The sequence below is a fragment of the Sphingomonas corticis genome (assembly GCF_012035195.1).
Taxonomy (GTDB): Bacteria; Pseudomonadota; Alphaproteobacteria; order Sphingomonadales; family Sphingomonadaceae; genus Sphingomonas; species Sphingomonas corticis.
In genome coordinates this window covers 56475-74516 of sequence record NZ_JAAVJH010000002.1, presented here as the reverse complement: position 1 = coordinate 74516, position 18042 = coordinate 56475, and the positions used below count along the sequence as shown (strand labels likewise).

The 18042-nt window shown below is 71.7% G+C and carries 22 protein-coding genes; 8 read left to right on the top strand and 14 right to left on the bottom strand.

The window, feature by feature from the left end; translation table 11 throughout:
- Nucleotides 1-25 precede the first annotated feature (25 nt).
- The 6 genes from msrB to rpmI form a co-directional block, all read right to left on the bottom strand.
- Nucleotides 26-421: a peptide-methionine (R)-S-oxide reductase MsrB gene (gene msrB / locus HBH26_RS03040; protein WP_168133138.1), complete on the bottom strand. Its 396-nt coding sequence runs from the start codon at nucleotides 419-421 to the stop codon at nucleotides 26-28.
- 32 nt (nucleotides 422-453) lie between these two features.
- On the bottom strand, nucleotides 454-1524 hold the full coding sequence (locus HBH26_RS03035; RefSeq protein ID WP_168133137.1) for an NAD(P)/FAD-dependent oxidoreductase: 1071 nt from the start codon (nucleotides 1522-1524) through the stop codon (nucleotides 454-456).
- Nucleotides 1509-2204 carry a methyltransferase domain-containing protein gene (locus tag HBH26_RS03030; RefSeq protein ID WP_168133136.1) on the bottom strand — a complete coding sequence of 232 codons (696 nt, stop codon included), beginning with the start codon at nucleotides 2202-2204 and terminating at the stop codon, nucleotides 1509-1511. Before HBH26_RS03030 ends, HBH26_RS03035 begins: the two co-directional genes overlap by 16 nt.
- Entirely contained in the window at nucleotides 2201-3265 is a 1065-nt protein-coding gene (locus HBH26_RS03025; protein ID WP_338057221.1) for a type III polyketide synthase, read from the bottom strand. The genes HBH26_RS03030 and HBH26_RS03025 overlap by 4 nt, the downstream gene beginning before the upstream one ends.
- A 275-nt stretch (nucleotides 3266-3540) precedes the next feature.
- Entirely contained in the window at nucleotides 3541-3903 is a 363-nt protein-coding gene (rplT, locus tag HBH26_RS03020) for a 50S ribosomal protein L20 (RefSeq protein ID WP_168133134.1), read from the bottom strand.
- A 13-nt stretch (nucleotides 3904-3916) separates the two neighbouring features.
- On the bottom strand, nucleotides 3917-4120 hold the full coding sequence (rpmI, locus tag HBH26_RS03015; RefSeq protein WP_066489358.1) for a 50S ribosomal protein L35: 204 nt from the start codon (nucleotides 4118-4120) through the stop codon (nucleotides 3917-3919).
- 182 nt (nucleotides 4121-4302) lie between these two features.
- Between rpmI and HBH26_RS03010 the strand changes: the two genes are divergently transcribed.
- On the top strand, nucleotides 4303-6390 hold the full coding sequence (locus tag HBH26_RS03010; RefSeq protein WP_168133476.1) for an AsmA family protein: 2088 nt from the start codon (nucleotides 4303-4305) through the stop codon (nucleotides 6388-6390).
- A 255-nt stretch (nucleotides 6391-6645) separates the two neighbouring features.
- On the opposite strand, the gene dnaN is transcribed toward HBH26_RS03010, so the two are convergent.
- Both dnaN and HBH26_RS03000 read right to left on the bottom strand, forming a co-directional pair.
- A complete protein-coding gene (gene dnaN / locus HBH26_RS03005) occupies nucleotides 6646-7749 on the bottom strand; it encodes a DNA polymerase III subunit beta (RefSeq protein ID WP_168133133.1) in 1104 nt (367 codons plus the stop codon).
- Between the two features lie 130 nt (nucleotides 7750-7879).
- On the bottom strand, nucleotides 7880-8497 hold the full coding sequence (locus HBH26_RS03000) for an outer membrane protein (RefSeq protein WP_168133132.1): 618 nt from the start codon (nucleotides 8495-8497) through the stop codon (nucleotides 7880-7882).
- Between the two features lie 143 nt (nucleotides 8498-8640).
- Here HBH26_RS03000 and HBH26_RS02995 point away from each other — a divergent pair, with 143 nt between their 5' ends.
- From HBH26_RS02995 to rlmN, 3 genes are all read left to right on the top strand, one after another.
- Nucleotides 8641-9285, top strand: coding sequence for a histidine phosphatase family protein (locus HBH26_RS02995; RefSeq protein ID WP_168133131.1), 645 nt, complete (start codon nucleotides 8641-8643; stop codon nucleotides 9283-9285).
- A 10-nt stretch (nucleotides 9286-9295) separates the two neighbouring features.
- Nucleotides 9296-9862, top strand: coding sequence for a hypothetical protein (locus HBH26_RS02990; protein ID WP_338057220.1), 567 nt, complete (start codon nucleotides 9296-9298; stop codon nucleotides 9860-9862).
- Nucleotides 9863-9929: 67 nt separating this feature from the next.
- Complete coding sequence (gene rlmN / locus HBH26_RS02985) at nucleotides 9930-11114, top strand: dual-specificity RNA methyltransferase RlmN (RefSeq protein ID WP_476712833.1); 1185 nt, start codon at nucleotides 9930-9932, stop codon at nucleotides 11112-11114.
- 45 nt (nucleotides 11115-11159) lie between these two features.
- Here the strand turns inward: rlmN and HBH26_RS02980 are convergent, their stop codons facing one another.
- From HBH26_RS02980 to HBH26_RS02970, 3 genes are read right to left on the bottom strand one after another with little or no spacing between them, the layout of a single operon-like run.
- Nucleotides 11160-11345 (bottom strand): hypothetical protein, encoded by a 186-nt coding sequence (locus HBH26_RS02980; protein ID WP_168133129.1) that lies wholly within the window; start codon nucleotides 11343-11345, stop codon nucleotides 11160-11162.
- Entirely contained in the window at nucleotides 11342-11650 is a 309-nt protein-coding gene (locus HBH26_RS02975; protein WP_168133128.1) for a hypothetical protein, read from the bottom strand. The genes HBH26_RS02980 and HBH26_RS02975 overlap by 4 nt, the downstream gene beginning before the upstream one ends.
- Nucleotides 11647-11823 carry a hypothetical protein gene (locus HBH26_RS02970; protein WP_168133080.1) on the bottom strand — a complete coding sequence of 59 codons (177 nt, stop codon included), beginning with the start codon at nucleotides 11821-11823 and terminating at the stop codon, nucleotides 11647-11649. The genes HBH26_RS02975 and HBH26_RS02970 overlap by 4 nt, the downstream gene beginning before the upstream one ends.
- A 164-nt stretch (nucleotides 11824-11987) precedes the next feature.
- Between HBH26_RS02970 and HBH26_RS02965 the strand changes: the two genes are divergently transcribed.
- On the top strand, nucleotides 11988-12746 hold the full coding sequence (locus HBH26_RS02965; protein WP_168133127.1) for a sulfite exporter TauE/SafE family protein: 759 nt from the start codon (nucleotides 11988-11990) through the stop codon (nucleotides 12744-12746).
- Nucleotides 12747-12749: 3 nt separating this feature from the next.
- Here the strand turns inward: HBH26_RS02965 and HBH26_RS02960 are convergent, their stop codons facing one another.
- Entirely contained in the window at nucleotides 12750-13367 is a 618-nt protein-coding gene (locus HBH26_RS02960) for a flavin reductase family protein (protein WP_168133126.1), read from the bottom strand.
- 27 nt (nucleotides 13368-13394) lie between these two features.
- On the opposite strand from HBH26_RS02960, the gene HBH26_RS02955 reads away from it, so the two are divergent.
- The 3 genes from HBH26_RS02955 (at nucleotide 13395) to HBH26_RS02945 (ending at nucleotide 16137) form a co-directional block, all read left to right on the top strand.
- Entirely contained in the window at nucleotides 13395-14087 is a 693-nt protein-coding gene (locus tag HBH26_RS02955) for a cytochrome b/b6 domain-containing protein (RefSeq protein WP_239024539.1), read from the top strand.
- Nucleotides 14084-14845 carry a molybdopterin-dependent oxidoreductase gene (locus HBH26_RS02950; protein ID WP_168133124.1) on the top strand — a complete coding sequence of 254 codons (762 nt, stop codon included), beginning with the start codon at nucleotides 14084-14086 and terminating at the stop codon, nucleotides 14843-14845. The genes HBH26_RS02955 and HBH26_RS02950 overlap by 4 nt, the downstream gene beginning before the upstream one ends.
- Before the next feature lie 62 nt (nucleotides 14846-14907).
- Complete coding sequence (locus HBH26_RS02945; protein WP_168133123.1) at nucleotides 14908-16137, top strand: SAM-dependent methyltransferase; 1230 nt, start codon at nucleotides 14908-14910, stop codon at nucleotides 16135-16137.
- Nucleotides 16138-16186: 49 nt separating this feature from the next.
- Here the strand turns inward: HBH26_RS02945 and HBH26_RS02940 are convergent, their stop codons facing one another.
- Both HBH26_RS02940 and HBH26_RS02935 read right to left on the bottom strand, forming a co-directional pair.
- Nucleotides 16187-16492: a hypothetical protein gene (locus HBH26_RS02940; RefSeq protein ID WP_168133122.1), complete on the bottom strand. Its 306-nt coding sequence runs from the start codon at nucleotides 16490-16492 to the stop codon at nucleotides 16187-16189.
- A 6-nt stretch (nucleotides 16493-16498) separates the two neighbouring features.
- Nucleotides 16499-18004: a L,D-transpeptidase family protein gene (locus HBH26_RS02935; RefSeq protein ID WP_476712832.1), complete on the bottom strand. Its 1506-nt coding sequence runs from the start codon at nucleotides 18002-18004 to the stop codon at nucleotides 16499-16501.
- Nucleotides 18005-18042 lie beyond the last annotated feature (38 nt).

Genomic DNA, 18042 nt, shown 5'->3' with positions numbered 1-18042 from the left:
CCATGGTTAACAATGTCCCTGCGGCTCAGGCGCGCGCGCGGAAATCCAGCGAGACCGAATTCATGCAATAGCGCAATCCGGTGGGCGGCGGCCCGTCCGGAAACACGTGGCCCAGGTGGCTGTCGCAGCGCGCGCACCGCGTCTCCACGCGGGTCATGCCGTGGCTGGTGTCGCGATGGTCGGTCACCGCGTCCGGCGCGATCGGCTGCGTGAAGCTGGGCCAGCCGGAACCGGAGTCATACTTGTCCGCGCTGTCGAACAATTCCAGCGCGCAGGCCGCGCAATGGTAGATGCCGTCGGCCTTGTTGTCGTTCAGGCGACCGGAAAAGGCGCGCTCCGTCCCGGCCTCGCGCAGCACGTGATATTGCTCGGGCGTCAGGCGGGCCTTCCACTCGGCTTCGGAGAGATTGAGCTGATCCATGACGCGAAATCTCGTGAGCGGGCGGGGTGATTTCAAGCGTCGTGGCCGATCCTGGTTCCCCCCGCGATCAGCCGGATCAGCGTGGCCGGCGCCATCGGCAGCGCCGCGGCGGCGAGGGCGGGCCGCTCGGCCAGCGCGCGCGCAGCGCCCGCCAGCGCCAGCGGGCGCCGCGCCGCGCGGCCGAAGCCGCGCTGCCACGTCGCCGCTCCCCGCCCGGCCAGCAGTGCGCGCGCGGCGGAGGTGCCGCTGGCGATCGCGATCCCCATTCCCTCGCCCGCCAGCGAGGGGATGACCGCCGCCTGGTCGCCCAGGCGGAACAGGCCGTCGCACCCGTGCGTCGCGCGCCAGCCGTAGGGGACGTTCGCCACCGCGTCCGCGCCGCCGCACCGCCACGCCAGCCGCTCGCCCAGCGCCGCGTGCTCGCGCCCGAGTCGATCCAGCAGCGCGTCGGTGCCGCCGCCGTTCAGGCGGGAGCGGCGCACGGCGAGGCACAGGTTGGCGGTTCCGTCCTCCTGCATCACCAGTCCGGCATAGCCGCCGTCGAACAGGTGCAGCTCGATCGCGTCGCCCACCAGCACGTCGACGGCCGCCGCCGGGCCCAGCCGCACCCGCAGCCCCAGTGCCGGGTCGGGCTCGCGCGGGGCGGGCCGGGCCAGCCCACGCAGGTCGTGCTTGCCGGTGGCGAGCAGCAGCGCCTCCGCCGCCAGCGTCGCGCTATCGGCCAGCCGGACCACGCCCTCCTCCACCGCGCGCACCGCGACGCCGCGCTCCACCGCCGCCCCCGCGCGCGTCGCCGCGGCGAGAAGCAGCGTGTCGAGCCGCCGCCGCGACACACCCACCGCGGCGCGCGGCAGCGCCACCTCGCGTCGCCGCCCGCCGGCGAACAGCCGCAGCGTGGCGACGCGCCGCGGGTTCAGCGCGTCGGCGTCGATGCCCAGCCGCGCCAGCGCGTCCAGCGTGCGCCAGCTCAGGAACCCGCCGCACAGCGCATCGCCGGTCTCGCGCGTCCGTTCCAGCACCGTCGCGCGCACACCGCCGCGCGCCAGCACGATCGCCGCCGCCGCCCCCGCCGGGCCGCCGCCCAGGATCAGCGGGGCGCGCAAACACCCTCCACACACAGCCGGAAGGGGAAGGCGCGAAACACCCGCGCGCGAACGCCCGCCGCGTCCAGCAGCGGCTCCCATTCCGCCGGGCGATAGCTGCGCGCGATCGAGACGTGGCCGTCGTGTCGCACGATCGGGTGCCAGCCGAAAACGCGCGCGAGCAGCGGCCAGCTGGCGTAGGCGAAGCGGTGGCGGTGCAGGTCGTTCACCAGCCACGCCACCCGCGCCTCCGCCGCCATGAAGCGCAGGAAGGCGATCAGCTCCGCCGCCGTCATATGGTGCGCCACCAGGCTCGAGACGACGAAATCCCAGCGCTCGCCCGCCAGCGCTTCATGGTCGCCGGTGATCCACCGGATCGCGGATCCCGCCGGGGTGTGCGCCCGCGCCGCCGCCTCGCTGCGCGGATTGAGGTCGACGCCCACCAGATCGATCGCCACGCCGCGCCGCGTCGCCCACCGCTCGATCCGCCGCAGCATGTCCCCGTCGCCGAAGCCCACGTCGAGCAGCCGGTAGCGCCCGCCCGGCCGCGCGTGCCGCCGCAGGAACGCCAGCGTGGGTCGCGCCGCCAGCGTCACCACGTTCACCCGCGCCAGGTCCGCGACCACTGCGGCATAGGTGTCGGCGGGCAGGTCGTCCGCGTCCATCAGCTCGGCGGCGTCGCGGCGCATCGCGAGCGTCATGCCGCCTCCGTGCCGAACGCGATCCCCTCCGCCGCTAGTCCCGGCCCGAAGGCCAGCGCCACGCCGCGCGCGGGCGGCGTCTCCAGCATTCGCGCCAGGACGAACATCAGCGTCGCCGATGACATGTTGCCGTTGTCGCGCAGCACCGCGCGCGAGGCGTCGAGCGCGTGCGGGTCGAGCGCCAGCGCGGTCTCCACCGCATCCAGGATCGACCGCCCGCCGGCGTGGACCGCCCATCCGTCGACCCGCTCTCCGCCGGTGATCGCCGCGACGGTGGCCGGGTCGGCGAGCGCCGCGGCGATCCGCTGCGGCACCTCGCCCGACAGGTGCATGGCGAAGCCGCGGTCGGTGATGTCCCACCGGATCAGCGCGTCGGACGCGGGCAGCGTGACGGAGAACGGCCGCCCCAGCGGTACACCGTCCCCCTCTGCGGAAACGATCGCCGCCGCCGCCCCGTCGCCGAACTGCAGCATCGCCAGCAGCGGCTCGATCTCGTCCGCCGCCTGCAGGTGGAGCGTGGACAGCTCCACCGTCACGACCAGCACCCGCGCCGCCGGCTCCGACCGCACGATGTGCCGCGCGGTGCGCAGCGCGGCGACCGCGGCGTAGCAGCCCATGAACCCGATCAGCGTCCGCTCGACCGATCCGGGCAGGTCGAGCGCGCGCGCCAGGATCTGGTCGATGCCCGGCGCCACGAATCCGGTGCAGCTCGCCACGACGAGGTGCGTCACGTCGCCGATCGGCTGCCGCGCCTCGAGCGCGCGCACCGCCGCGAGCGCCAGCGCGGGCGCGGCCTGCGCGTACAGCGCCATGCGCGCACCGGTGCCCGGATGCGGCTCCGCTTCGTAGAAGCCGCCCGGCGCCACCGGAGAGCAGCCGGCCGGCAGCACCGACCAGCGGTGCGCGATGCCGCTGCGCCCCGCCATCCGGTCGAACACGCGCCGCGCACCATCGGGCAACCGCGCCCGCGCCCAGTCGGCGAAGGCGGCGTGGATGTCATGGTCGGGCACGGCGGTGCCGACCGCAAGGAGGCGAGGAGCTTGGAGGCGGGAGGTCGTCACGGCATCGGCCCGGCGACCATCGGCGGGCGGGCGACGGGTGGCATCGGAGCATCTACCGCCGGGGCGCGTGGTTGTTCCGTAAGCCGATCCTCCCCGGCACGGGGAGGGGGACCATGCGTAGCATGGTGGAGGGGGCGGGCGGCAGGGGAGCATTCGGGGTGCTCCCCGTCCACCACGCCGCTTCGCGTCGCGGTCCCCCTCCCCGTGGCAAGGAGGATAAAAAAGGGCGCCGGTGTCGCCACCAGCGCCCTCGTTTGCCGTTCAGCGAGGGCCGATCAGCCCTGCGGCAGCGCCGCCTTCGCCTGCGCGATGATCGCGGTGAACGCCGCGCCCTCGTGCATCGCGATGTCGGCCAGCACCTTCCGGTCCAGCTCGATGCCGGCCAGCTTCAGGCCGTGCATGAACTGCGAGTAGGTCAGCCCCTCGGCGCGGACGCCGGCGTTGATGCGCTGGATCCACAGGCCGCGGAAGGTGCGCTTCTTCACCTTGCGGTCGCGATACGCGTACTGGCCGGCCTTCTCGACCGCCTGCCGCGCGATGCGGATCGTGTTCTTGCGCCGGCCGCGATACCCCTTGGCCTGCTCCAGGATGTTCTTGTGCTTGGCGCGCGTCGTGACGCCCCGCTTCACTCGTGCCATGTGTCAGCCCTCCTCAGTTCAGGCCGTAGGGGGCCCAGGCCTTCACCGTCGCGGTGTCGGCCTTCGACAGCACCGTGGTGCCGCGGTTCTGGCGGATGTACTTGCCGTTGTGGCTGATGAGGCGGTGGCGCTTGCCGGCGACGCCGTGCTTCAGCTTGCCGGTGGCGGTCAGCTTGAAGCGCTTCTTCACGCCGCTCTTCGTCTTGAGCTTGGGCATTTTGGTCCTTTCACACTGGAGCGAGACTGGAACCGCCGCGGCAGCCCTGATGGCCGGGCCGTTCGTGTCACCTCGCTCGGGAAGTCGGCGCCCCTAGCGCGGGCGGGCGCGGATTGCAACCGATGCGGAACCGGAACGGTGCCCTGCGCGTCGAGCGGCGCATGGACGAGGCCGTGCAGCGTATGGAGCAGCCCGCCACCGATGTCGCGCCGGACGATCCGCGCGCGCGACGCCGGCGGCTGATCCGCAACGTCGTGCTCGGCGTCCTCGGCACGATCTTCGCCGTGTGGCTGATCCTGTTCGTCACCAAGGGCCGCTTCCTGAAGCATCCGTTCGAGAGCGTCGTCGGCCGCCTCACCTCGCGCCAGGTGACCGTCGGCGGCGATTTCCAGCTCTACTTCGCCCCGCTCCGCATCAAATTCTACGCGGAGAAGCTGTCGCTCTCCAACCCCGCCTGGGCGACGCGTCCGCACCTGTTCACCGCGGACCGGATCGATTCGCGCATCGCGCCGCTGTCGCTGCTGTTCGGCAAGCGGCGCTTCCACTCGCTCGACCTCACCAACGGCGCGGTCGACCTGGAGTGGGACGCGGCGCACTCGCGCAACACCTGGACCTTCAGCGAGGGCAAGGGTTCGGGCAAGCCGCTGGACCTGCCGCGGATCGATCGCGCCACCGTGGCGGGCACGCGGGTCCGCTACCTCGATCCGCGCATGCGGCTGCTGGCCGACCTGGACGTCGACACGATCCGATCGACGCAGGCGCGGATCGGCGACGCGGTCGGGCTGACCGGCAAGGGGCGGATCCGCGACACGCCGTTCACCCTGGTGGCGCGGCTGCTGTCGCCCGACGCCACCGTGGCGCGCGGGCGCAACGAACTGGTGATGACGGCGCGCGCGGCGGGCAACGTGGTCGACGTGGCGGGCACGCTGCCGTCGATCGCGGATATCGAGAACGTGCCGCTGCGCACCCGCGCCCGCGGCGCGAACCTGTCGACGCTGCTCGGCATCATCGGCGTCGCGCTGCCCAACACCCGCGATTATCGCCTGACGGCGCAGCTGGTGAAGGCGGGCGACGAATATCGCTTCACCCGCCTGCGCGGCACCTTCGGCGAGAGCGACGTCGCCGGTCGGCTGACGATCACCAACGCGGCGCGGCTGCACCTCGACGCGCAGATGGCGACGCGCACGCTCGACATCGTCGATGCGGCGCCCTTCATCGGCTACAATCCCGACATCGTGGCGGAAAAGGGCGCGGTCGCGGCGGCGGCGGCGACCGGGGCGGCGCCCGCGCGCGTGATGCCCGACGCCGCGCTGCCGGTGGAGACGATGCAGCGCTTCGACGCCGACCTGAAGTGGACGATCGCCACGGTCCGCTCGCGCAACCTGCCGATCTCCGACGTGGATCTCACGCTCGATCTCGATCGCGGTCGGCTGGCGCTGTCGCCGCTGACGATGGCCATGGCGCGCGGCAATGTCGCGTCCGATGTCGTGTTCGACACGCGGCAGCGGCCGAGCGCGGTCAGCTACGACATCCGCCTCGCGCCGACGCCGCTCGGCCGGCTGCTGGCGGGCTATGGCGTGGCGGAGGCGGGGACCAGCGGAACGGTGCGCGGGAGGATCCAGCTGGCGGGGCGCGGCGACACGATCCACGATTCGCTCGCCACCTCGCGCGGGCGCATCGCCTTCGTGCTGCCCGCGGGCACGTTCTGGACGCGCAACGTGCAACTGTCGGAACTGGACCTTGGCACCTTCGTGCAGAAGATGTTCCAGGGAAAGCTGAAGGAGCCGGTGCGCATCAACTGCGGCGTCATCGGCTTCACCGTGCGCGGCGGCGTGGCGGCGACCGACCCGATCCTCATCGACACGCGGCAGAACGTCATCACCGGCCGCGGCGGCTTCAGCTTCGCGACGGAGGCGGTGGACCTCGCCTTCCGCGCCGATTCGAAGAAGTTCAGCCTGTTCTCCGGCCAGTCGCCGGTCGGCATCGGCGGCTATTTCGCCGCTCCCTCGCTCGACGTCGTGTCGCCGCAACTGGTGGCGCGCGCGGGCGCCGGGCTGGGTCTGGCGGTGGTTGCGACGCCGATCGCCGGCCTGCTCGCGTTCATCGATCCCGGCGACGCGAAGGCGGCGCAGTGCGGCCCCGTGCTGGCCGGCAAGACCGCCGCGGCGCAGCGCGACGAGGACGGGAAGCCGCGCGAGGACATCGGCAACGGCACCGTCGACAAGGTGGATGCGAAGCCGAAACGGAAGAAGTTCCTGGGCATCTTCTGACCTCGCACGCCCACGACAATTGTTGGTGCCGAGCGCCGCTCTCCTCTTAATCTTTCATGGCTTCGTGTGAGATCATGTCATCCGCCACGCGCGCGGCGTGGGAGGAGCTCACACACAGTCACGAAGGAATCAGGGCGTGATGACGTGGCCTCCACCCGTTTCGTCCTGGGCGAAGTCGAAGGACGTGCCACCGACGATGTTCTTCTTGGCATGTGCTTCGACTTTGCTCAGCACGAACGGAAGAGCGCGCGCCCCTCACACCCGCATCGGCATCAGCACATACAGCGCGGGCGCCTTGTCGTTCTCGCGGATCAGCGTCGGCGCGGCTGCGTCGGCCAGGTGGATCTCGACCAGGTCTGTGTCGATCTGCCCCAGGATGTCCATCAGGTAGCGGCTGTTGAAGCCGATCTCGAACGGTGCGGCGACGTACTCGCCGGGCACTTCCTCCGCGGCGGTGCCGTTCTCGGGCGAGGTGACGGACAGCGTGATCCTGTCGCGGTCCAGCGCCATCTTCACCGCGCGCGTCTTCTCCGTCGCGATCGTCGACACGCGGTCGACGCCCTGCATGAAGCTCTTGGGGTCGATCTTCAGGATCTTGTCGTTGCCGGTCGGGATGACGCGGCTGTAATCGGGGAACGTGCCGTCGATCAGCTTCGACGTCAGCACCGCGGGGCCCAGGTCGAAGCGGATCTTGGTCGCCGACAGCGACACGCCGACCGACCCGTCCACCTCGTCCAGCAGCTTGCGCAGCTCGGCGATGCATTTGCGCGGCACGATCACGTCGGGCATCGCCTCGATCCCCTCGGGCTTCGCCACGGTCACGCGCGCCAGCCGGTGGCCGTCCGTCGCCGCCGCCTTCAGCACGTCGTCCTGAAGGTGCAGGAAGATGCCGTTCAGGTAGTAGCGCGTCTCCTCGGTGGAGATCGCGAAGCGCGTCTTGTCGATGATCTGCTTCAGCGTCTCCGCCGGCAGCTCGAACGTGGTCGGCAGCTCGCCCTCGGCGATGACCGGGAAGTCGTCGCGCGGCAGCGTGCCCAGCGAGAAGCGCGCGCGCCCGGCGACGATCGCCATGCGCCCGTCCGCCGCCGACAGCGACACCTGCGCGCCCTCGGGCAGCTTCCTCGCGATGTCGAACAGCGTGTGCGCGGACACGGTGGTGGCGCCCGGCTGGTCTACGGCCGCGGCGATGCTCTCGTTGATCTGCAGGTCGAGGTCGGTCGCCATCAGCCGCAGCTGGCCTTCCGCGCTCGCCTCGATCAGCACGTTGCTGAGGATCGGGATCGTGTTGCGCCGCTCCACCACCGACTGGACGTGGCTCAGCCCCTTCAGCAGCGTCGCGCGTTCGATCGTCGCCTTCATCTCGCGTCCCCCGGCCCTCCGGCAATTCCAGGGGCAACTCGGCTGGTTCCTAGCCAAAAGGAAAGGGCCGGAGCAAGCGCCCCGACCCTCCTTTCACGGCCCGTCGAAGAGAAAAGCGACGGGGCGCCGGTCAGAAGCGGATGCCCACGCCCGCCATCAGCTGGTGGCGGTCCAGGTCGATGTCGATCCCGTCCAGGTCGCCGTAGTGCGAGTAGCGATACTCGCCCTTCACGTACGCGCTCGGCGTGATGTTGTATTCCAGGCCCGCGCCGACGCGATAGCCGTCGAGGTCGCTCTTGTCCGTCACCGTGGTGGTCACGTTGCCGCTGGTGGTGCTGTAGCGGCTCTCGATCCGCGCGTTGGTGTAGCCGCCCTTGGCGTAGATCATCGCCAGCGGCGAGATCGCGTAGCCGACGCGGCCACCGACGTACAGGTCGCGGCCGGCATCCAGGCGCAGGCTGTCGCCGGCGACGAAATTCTCGCGGCTGCGCACGCGCACCGAGCTGTCGGTCGCCTCGCCCTCGGCACCGATCACCAGGCCGCCGACCTGGAAGTCGTAGCCGACCAGCGCGCCGTAGCTGACGCCATCGCGCCCGTCGGATTCACCGTCGCCGCCGTCCTGCAGGTTGTCGTAGCCGACCAGCGCCTCGACGCGCGCGCCGGTGAAGGGCGCGATCTCCTGCGCCGCGGCGGGAAGCGCGGACAGCGCGGTGGCCGCGGTCGCGGCGGCGATGAGGAACTTACGCATGGGATCACTCCGGTTTGTCGTTCGCGCACCACCCTCGGTGCCCGGGAGGGGTCAAATAGGTGGGCGACCCGGGAGTTGCATGAACCTCACCTAAACGGAAAAAAGCGTTGCGTTTGCGCAACAGGGAGCGGAGACCCCACCCCATGCAGCTCCCCGCTCCCACCGCTCGCCGCGGGCGCGACTTCGTCGCCCGCCACGGCGAGACCGTGTTCAACGCCGCCCGCCGCCTGCAGGGGGACGCGCCGCACACCCCGCTGACCCGCGCCGGCTTCGCCCAGGCGGAGGAGATGGGGCGGGCGCTGCGCGCGGAACTGGGCGCCCGCCCGGCGCTGACGCTCTACGCCTCCCCCACGGGGCGCGCGTTGCAGACGCTGGCGGTGATCGCCGAGCATCTCGAGCTCGACTGGCACGCCGCGCGCACCGACGAGCGGCTGGTGGAGATCGGCATGGGCAGCTGGGGCGGGCGCTATTATGCCGACGTGATCGCCGAGGTCGGCGAGGTGATCCTGCCCGGCGGCCTGCTGAAGTGCGCGCCCGACGGCGAGCGCTACGCGGGCATCGCCGCGCGCGTCGGCGGCTGGCTGGCGGACACCGCGGCGGACGACGGCGACCGGCTGGTCGTGATGCATGGCATCTCCAGCCGCGTGCTGCGCGGCGTCGCCACCGGCGCACCCGTCGACGCGTGCGGCGCGCCCGTGCTGCCCGGCCATCCGCAGGGCACGGTGACGATGCTGGAGCGCGGGGTGGAGCGCGTCGTCCATCTCGGCACCGGCCACGCGCCGGCGTAAGGCAGGGAGCGTGACCCTCGCTCTCGCGCTGGCCATCATCGTCCATCCCGTTCGGGCGGAGCCGGTCGAGGCCCTGGCATTCTCTCCTTCGCCCTACCTCACGCTCGGCGCGACCGGGGCAGGTGCCGCGGCGACGGCGGTCTCCTCCGCCCGCGTCGCGATCGGCGCGTGGGCGCGCTGGGGCGCCTTCGCCGATGCCGCGCCGCGGCGCTGCTACGCCGTCGCACAGCCGCTGCGCGCAGACGGCACGCCCGACCGCCGCGGCGGGTTCGCCAGCGTCGCGGCGGCGCGCGGCGGGGTGCGCACGCTCCACCTGCGGCTGTCGCGCCCGCGCAGCCCGGCCGCGCTGCTGACGCTGGACATCGACGATCGCCGCTTCGCGCTGGTCGGCGACACCGTGTCCGCACGCGCGCCCGACGCCGCCACCGACCGCGCGATCGTGGCGGCGATGCGCGGCGCGCGGATCATGACGATCTCCACGCTCGACCGCGCCGGCCGCACGATGACGGACAGCTACGCGCTCGCCGGCGCCGCCACCGCGATCGACGCGGCGGCGCTCGCCTGCGCGCGCGGATAGCGCCCGACTGGAAAACCGCGCCGTTTTCGCCTATGTGGCGCGCATGCTCACAGCCTCGGCCGCGCCCATGCCCATCCCCGGGCACATCGATCCCGTGCCCGTTCCCCGCGCCAGCGCGCCGCGCGCCGACGGGCGCGTCGACCTGGTCGGCCTGTCGCGCGACGCGCTGCGCGAGGCGCTGGCCGCCGCCGGCATGGAGCCGAAGCAGGCGAAGCTGCGCGGCAAGCAGATCTTCCACTGGATCTACAACCGCGGCGCGACCGAGTTCGCGCAGATGACCGACATCGCCAAGGCGCAGCACCCGTGGCTGGCCGAGCGGTTCGTCGTCGGCCGCCCCGGCGTGGTGGAGGCGCAGGTGTCGAACGACGGGACGCGCAAGTGGCTGCTGCGCTCGGGCGACGGCCACGATTACGAGATGGTCTTCATCCCGGACGCGGACCGCGGCACCCTGTGCGTGTCGAGCCAGGTCGGCTGCACCCTCAACTGCCGCTTCTGCCACACCGGCACGATGCGGCTGGTGCGCAACCTGACCGCGGGGGAGATCGTCGGACAGGTGATGCTGGCGCGCGACGCGCTTGGCGAATGGCCGAGCCAGCCCGAGGGCCGCATGCTGACGAACATCGTCATGATGGGGATGGGCGAGCCGCTCTACAATTTCGACGCGGTGCGCGACGCGTTGCGCGTCGTGATGGACGGCGACGGCCTGGCGCTGTCGAAGCGGCGGATCACGCTTTCCACCTCCGGCGTGGTGCCGATGATGGCGCGCGCCGGCGAGGAGATCGGCGTGAACCTCGCCGTCTCGCTCCACGCGGTGACGAAGGAGGTGCGCGACGAGATCGTGCCCCTGAACCGCAAATACGGCATCGACGAGCTCTTGCAGGCGTGCGCCGACTATCCCGGCGCCAACAACGCGCGCCGCATCACGTTCGAATACGTGATGTTGAAGGACAAGAACGACAGCGACGCCGACGCGCACGAGCTGGTCCGCCTGATTCGCCAGTATCGCCTGCCGGCCAAGGTGAACCTGATTCCGTTCAATCCCTGGCCCGGCGCGCCCTACGAATGCTCCACGCCGGAGCGGGTGCGCCGCTTCAGCGAGATCGTGTTCGAGGCGGGCATCTCCGCCCCGGTCCGCACCCCGCGCGGCCGCGACATCGACGCCGCCTGCGGCCAGCTGAAGACCGCGGCGGAGAAGAAGACCCGCGCGGAGCTGGACCGTCAGGCGGAGGAGAAGCTGGCGGCGCTGGGCTGAACCGCCGGACCTCCCGCGGAACCCGACCGCACTGCGGCGGGCCCGTCAGGCGATCGACCGTCCCAGCATCGCGGACCGTCCCAGGCCCAAGCGTTGCGTCATGCGCTCGATTTCCCCCTGGGACCGGTCGAGCGCCTGCGCCGTGGCCGCGGCCGCGTCTCCCGCGGCCAGACGGGCGCGCAGGTCGTCGATGTTGCTCTGCGTCCAGCGGCGATGGGCGGTCACGCTCATGCGGGGGGCCGCAGCCCGGCCGCCACGCACACCGCATCCTCCACCGCGGCGCGTCCGGCGTCGCTCGCGGTGCCGATCGCCAGCGGACGCCCGGCGAGCCCGGCATGATCGGCGTTGAGGAAGGCCAGCGCGCGGGCGTGGCCCAGATGACCGATGGCGAACCGCACGATCCGCCCCTCCCGCGCCGCCGCGTCATGCGGCAGCCGCGGCAGGTTGGAGACCACGCGGAAACGCGGCGCGCGCACGCCGGGGGCGGGCGGGGCGGCGGTGGCGGCGCCGTCCTTCGGCGCGGTACCGTCCGTCACTTGGCCAGCACCGGGCGCGGGTTCACGATGCCCATGCCGCGCTGCATGTCGACGATCAGCGCGGCATAGCCCGCCGCCAGCCCGCGATGCGCCACCCGTGCCTCGCTCGAGCGGGCGGAATCGGCTCGCATCACCGCCACCTGGTGACGATGGAAAAGGTCGTTGAGGGTCATGGCACGTCACTCCTGCCTGTAAGCGGGAGCACGATGGTCTCTCAGTCGGCCCCGCTTACGAGCGGATGAGGACGATGGAACTAAGATGGGGATGAAAGCCGCTCGGCGCAAGGCGGGGCGCGCGTTCCGCTCGACAAGCGCGCCGCGCGCCGCGAAGACGCCGCATGGCCAATCTCCTCCCGCTTGCGCTCGTCTTCCTCGCCGGCTTGGTCGGCGGGGCGATGAACGCGCTGGCGGGGGGCGGCACGTTCGCGACCTTGCCCTCCCTGCTCGCCGCGGGGCTGCCCGCCAACGTCGCCAATGCCACGTCGAACGTCGCGCTGCTGCCCGGCGCGGCGACCAGCGCCTGGGCCTTTCGCGACGAACTGGGGCCGGTCGCCGGCGTCGATGTGCGCGTGCTGGCCGGCATCACCTTCGCCGGCGGTCTGGTGGGCGCCACGCTGCTGGTCGTCACGCCCAGCGACACGTTCGACGTCATTATTCCCTGGCTCGTCCTGTACGCCTTCGTCGTCCTCGCCTTCGGCCGCCGCGCCTCGGCGTGGCTGTCGGCGCGAGTGACGATCGACGCGCGGACCCTGGTCGTCGTGCAGGCGCTGCTCGGCGTCTACGGCGGGTATTTCGGCGGCGGCGTCGGGCTGATGACGACGGCGACCTACGGCCTGCTCGCCGCCGTCACCCCGCGGCAGATGTTCGCACCGCGCACGCTGATGCTCGCCGTCGCCAATGCCGCCGCGGCGATCGTGTTCGTCGCCGCGGGGCTGGTGGCGTGGCGGCTCGCCGTGCCGATGCTGGCCGGGGGAATGCTGGGTGGCTGGGCCGGCGCGATCGTCGGCAAGCGGCTGCCCGCGGGCGCGGTGCGCGCCTGGACGCTGCTGGTGACGGGGGCGACGACGATCGTCTTCTTCCTTCGCGCCTACGGGTAGCGTTCAGCGCGGCCGGTGCATCCGGAACAGCGCCTCCTCGCGGATCGCGAAATAGTCCGCCGGCCCGCCCCCGCGCGTGATCGGCACCGCGCGCGCGGTGACGTACACGCCGTCGTCCAGCATCGCGCGGTCGATGTGCACCCCCACCGCCTCGCCCAGCACCAGCCAATAGGGCATGGCGCCGCCGTCGCGTGCGGACAGCTGCACGATCTGCGTGACCACGCACTCGAACTGCACCGGGCTGCCCGCCACCCGTGCCGGCGCGACGCGGCGGGAGGGGAGCGGCTCCAGCCCCGCCAGCGCGAACTCGTCCACGTCCGCCCCCGCCGCCGCGGAGGTGGCGTTCATCGCCTCCGCCTGCGCCAGCGTGGCCAGGTTCCACACGAACTCCCCCGTGGCGCGCACGTTGGCGAGCGAGTCCTTCTCGCCCGCGGAGCAGAAGCCGACGACCGGCGGGCGATAGGAGAACAGGTTGAAGAAGCTGTACGGTGCCAGATTGCGCACGCCCGCGGCCGACACCGTGCTGATCCACCCGATCGGACGAGGCGCGACGATCGCGTTCAGCGGGTCGTGGCGCAGGCCGTGGCCGGCTTCCGGTTCGTAGAAATGCCACTCGGTCATGCGCGCCGCTCCTGCTAGATGGGCGTCATGGCTGCAAATGTCGTCCACCGCCACGCCTTGCCGACGCGCCTCTGGCACTGGATCAACGCGGTCGCCATCGTGGTGCTGATCGGGTCGGGCCTGGGCATCTCGAACGCGCATCCGCGGCTCTACTGGGGACGCTACGGCGCCACTTTCGACCATGCCTGGTGGCAGCTGCCGCGCTTTCCCGCGTGGCTGACGATTCCGGCGGGCTACAATCTGGCGATCTCCCGGCGCTGGCACCTGTTCTTCGCCCTGGTGCTGGCCTTCGGCCTGCTGGCGTACATGATCGCCAGCCTCCTCAACCGCCACTTCCAGCGCGACCTCAGGCTCAGGCGACGCGACCTGACGCGCGCGCACCTCGCCGCGGACTGGCGCGCGCACCTGGCGCTGCGCTTCCACGATCCGGAGGATCCGCGCGCCTACAACGCCTTTCAGAAGATCAGCTACGTGCTGGTGGTCTTCCTCGCGCTGCCGCTCGTCATCCTCACCGGGCTGGCGCTCTCGCCGGCGATGGCGGCGGCGTGGCCGTGGCTGCTCGACCTGTTCGGCGGGCGACAGTCGGCGCGCTCGCTCCACTTCCTCGCGATGATCGCGATCGCCGCGTTCACGATCGTCCACCTCGCACTCGTCATCCTGGCGGGCGCGTGGAACGAGGTGCGCTCGATGCTGACCGGGCGCTGGCGGGTGCCGGAATGATCGCCCGCCCCCTTCTTCCCGATCGGCGCACGCTGATCGCCGGGGGCGCCGGGCTGGCGCTGGCGGGATGCGACCGCGTGATCCAATATCCCGCTGCGCGCGACATCCTGTTCAAGGGCGAGGACATGCACCGCGCGCTGCAACGTGCGCTGACCGACCGGGACGCGCTGGTGCCGGAGTTCGCGCCGGCGCAGATGTCGCCGATCTTCCGCACCAACGGCACGCGCGATCCCGGCACGCCGGACTATGCCGCGCTGCGTGCCGGCCGCTTCGCCGACTGGCGCCTCGCCGTCGACGGGCTGGTCGCGCGCCCGCTCTCGCTCTCGCTCGCCGATCTCGGCCGCTTCGCGCAGCGCGCGCAGATCACGCGGCACGATTGCGTGGAGGGGTGGAGCGCGATCGGCAAGTGGCAGGGGCCGCGCCTCGGCGACGTGCTGAAGGCGGCGGGGCTGCGCGACGCGGCGCGCTACGTCGTGTTCCGCTGCGCCGATCTCTACGGCGGCGCGCCCTATTACGAATCGATCGACCTCATCGACGCCTTCCATCCGCAGACGATCCTCGCCTGGGCGATGAACGACCGCTTCCTCGACGTCGGCCACGGCGCCCCCTGCCGGCTGCGGGTGGAGCGGCACCTGGGCTACAAGCACGCCAAATACCTGATGCGCATCACCGCGGTGCCCACCCTCGCCGGGATCGGCAAGGGGCGCGGCGGCTATTGGGAGGACAATGTCGATTACGACTGGTACGCCGGCATCTGAGACGCAGCGTTTCCCACCCAGGTCAGTGACAGCGCGGGGCCCGGCTTGTTAGCAGCCGCACCATGGCATTGATCGACGTCTTCCTCCGTCGCGCGATCCATCGCGGCGATCTCACCCTCACCAAGCCGGACGGCAGCACCAGTCGCTTCGGCGCGCCGGACGCGCAACTCGCCCCGGTGGCCTTCACCATCCACGACGCCGGCGTCTATCGCGCGATCGCCGCCGATCCCTCGCTGGGCGTGGCGGAGGCGTTCATGGACGGTCGGCTGACGGTGGAGCGGGGCGACATCCTCGACCTCCTGCTCCTCGCCACCGCCAACAGCCGGTTCGAGGGCGGCGCGAACCACCTGGCCGCCAGCGGGCTGCGCCGCCTCGCCGGCTCGCTGCGCCAGCGCTGGCTGCGCGCCAACGCGCGCCGCGCCTCCCGCCGCAACGTCGCGCACCATTACGACCTGTCGGCGCGGCTCTACGACCTGTTCCTCGACGCCGACCGGCAATATTCCTGCGCCTATTACACCGACCCGGCGAACACGCTGGAACGCGCGCAGGCGGACAAGAAGGCGCATATCGCGGCGAAGCTGGCGCTGCGCCCGGGAATGCGCGTGCTCGACATCGGCTGCGGCTGGGGCGGGTTGGCGCTGTACCTGCACGAGAAGACGGGGGCGGAGGTGCTGGGCATCACGCTGAGCGAGGAGCAGCTGAAGATCGCGCGCGAGCGGGCGGCGGCGGCGGGCGTATCGGACAAGGTGCGCTTCAAGCTGATCGACTATCGCCACGTGGAGGGGCCGTTCGACCGCATCGTCTCCGTCGGCATGTTCGAGCACGTCGGACAGCGCAATTTCCGCACCTATCTCGAGAAATGCCACTCGCTGCTGGCGGCGGACGGCGTCATGCTGCTGCACACCATCGGCCGCGCGGAAGGGCCGGGCTTCACCGACGCCTTCACCGACCGCTACATCTTTCCCGGCGGCTACATCCCGGCGCTGTCGGAGATCGCGACCGCCAGCGACGGCCTGCGCTGGTTCGTGTCCGACGTGGAGACGCTGCGGCTGCACTACGCCTTCACGCTGCGCGCCTGGTACGCGCGCACGGTGGCGAACCGCGACGCGATCGTGGCGCTCTACGACGAGCGTTTCTTCCGCATGTGGACCTTCTACCTCGCCGGCGCGATCGTCTCGTTCACCAACGGCACGCTGGTGAACTACCAGGTGCAGTTCACCCGCGACCGCACCGCTTTGCCGCTGACGCGCGACTATATGATCGAGGAGGAGCGGCGACTGCGCGACGCGTGAGCTGCTCCCCGCGAAGGCGGGAGCACGCCGATGGTCGGGTGCCGGCGATCTACCGCGCGTTGGCGGGCGCCTCTTCTTCCACGCCGCGTGCCGAGCGGGAGGTCATGCCCGTCGCCGACGCATCGTCCAGCATCTGCGCGTCGGGTGCCGGGGTCTCCTCCGGCGGCAGCGCCTCGGCCAGGTTCTGCTCGGGCGTGGGCGTCGGCTCGGGCAGCGGCTCGGCCATGTTCGCCTCCTCGGGCAGCTCCTGCACGATGGTCGTGTTGGTGGGCTCGGGCTCCGGCTCGGAGCGCGAGCAGCCCGCCAGCGCGAGCGCGGCGGTGGCGAGGGTGAGGAGGATCGGTGTCTTCATCATCTTGTCCTATCGAGAGGCCAGCGCCTGCGCGGCTGAGCGCCGCTCCACCGTAGCCGCGAGTCGCGCGTCCCAGCCATAGGGATCCTCGCGGAACGCGACCGGCCCTTCCGTCCCGGCGAAGGCGGTCCAGTACAGCAGGTACACGCTGACCGGCTGTGCCATCGTCGCGCGCACCGTCTTCCCCGCGGCGACGGTCGAGTCGATCTGCGCGGGCTGCCACTCGGGCGTCGTCTTCATCAGCAGCTTGGCGAGGTCGGCCGGCTTCTCCAGCCGCACGCAGCCGTGGCTGGCGAGGCGATCGAAGCGCGAGAAGGTCGACTGCGACGGCGTGTCGTGCAGGTAGACGGCGAAATCGTTCGGAAAATCGAACTTGTAGCGGCCGAGCGCGCTCTTCTCCGACGATTGCTGCAATCGCGTGCCGCCGTTGCCGGTATCGATCACGCGAAAACCGTTGCGCTTCAGATAGCCGGGGCTGGCCTTCTCCTTGGGCCACAGCTCCTTCGTCGCGATCGACGTCGGCACGTTCCACGGCGGGTTCAGCACGATCGAGTTGATGCGCGAGATCAGCATCGGCGTCTCGTTGCCCGGCCGCCCCGTCACCGCCTTCATCGACATGACGGGCGCGTCGCCGTCGAACACGGTCAGCACCGCCGCGGCCACGTTCACCTGCACGCGCCGCGGGTCCAGTTCGGCGGGCAGCCAGCGCCACCGCTCCATGTTCGCCATCATCTGGCGGATGCGGCGCTCCACCGGCACGTTCAGCGCCGCCATCGTCTGCGCGCCCACCGTGCCGACGGGGTTGAGGCCGTAGCGCCGCTGCGCCCGCCGTACCGCGTCCAGCAGCGCCGCGTCGAAGCGGTCGCCGGTGCCGGGAAGCGCGGCATCCTCGATCGCCAGCCGCTCGCGCAGCCGCGCCACCGCGGGGCCGCGGTCGCCGTACTTGGGCGCCTCGGTCAGCTGCGGCCAGCCGCCTGCCGCCGCGATGGTGCGATAGCGCGCGAGGCCCGCCGCCAGCGTATCGTAGCCGGTATAGGGCGGCGGCAGCGTGCGGATCCACGCCGCCAGCCGGTCGCGCCGCACCGCGTCGGTCAGGCCGGGCAGCGGGTCCCACGCCTGCGGCTGGATGCCCCAGTCCTTCTGGAAGTCCGACGGCATCAGCCGCCCGGTGCGCACCGCGCGCGCGTGGTCCAGCGCGGCGCGGACCAGCCCGTCGTTGTCGCTCGCCGGCAGCTCGCGCCGCGTCATGCGCAGGCCCTGCGTCACCTCGTCCTCGGCGATCAGCGCGGCCAGCTGCCGCGCCTGCGCGTCGGAAAGGCTCGGCAGCGGCGCGCTGACCACCGGCGCCACCGGCGCGGGCACCTGCGTCTGAGCGACGGGGGGCGGGGCGACGGGGGGCGGCGCCACCTGCGCAGCGGCGGTGCCCGCGATCGTCAGTCCCGACAGTACCGGCACCAGCCGGCGCATCGCTCTCGTCCCGTTACCCACGCCGTGTCGCATCCCGTCGCTCGTCATGAACGCCCCATGGCCGCCAGCGGCCTTCCCGTGCCTGA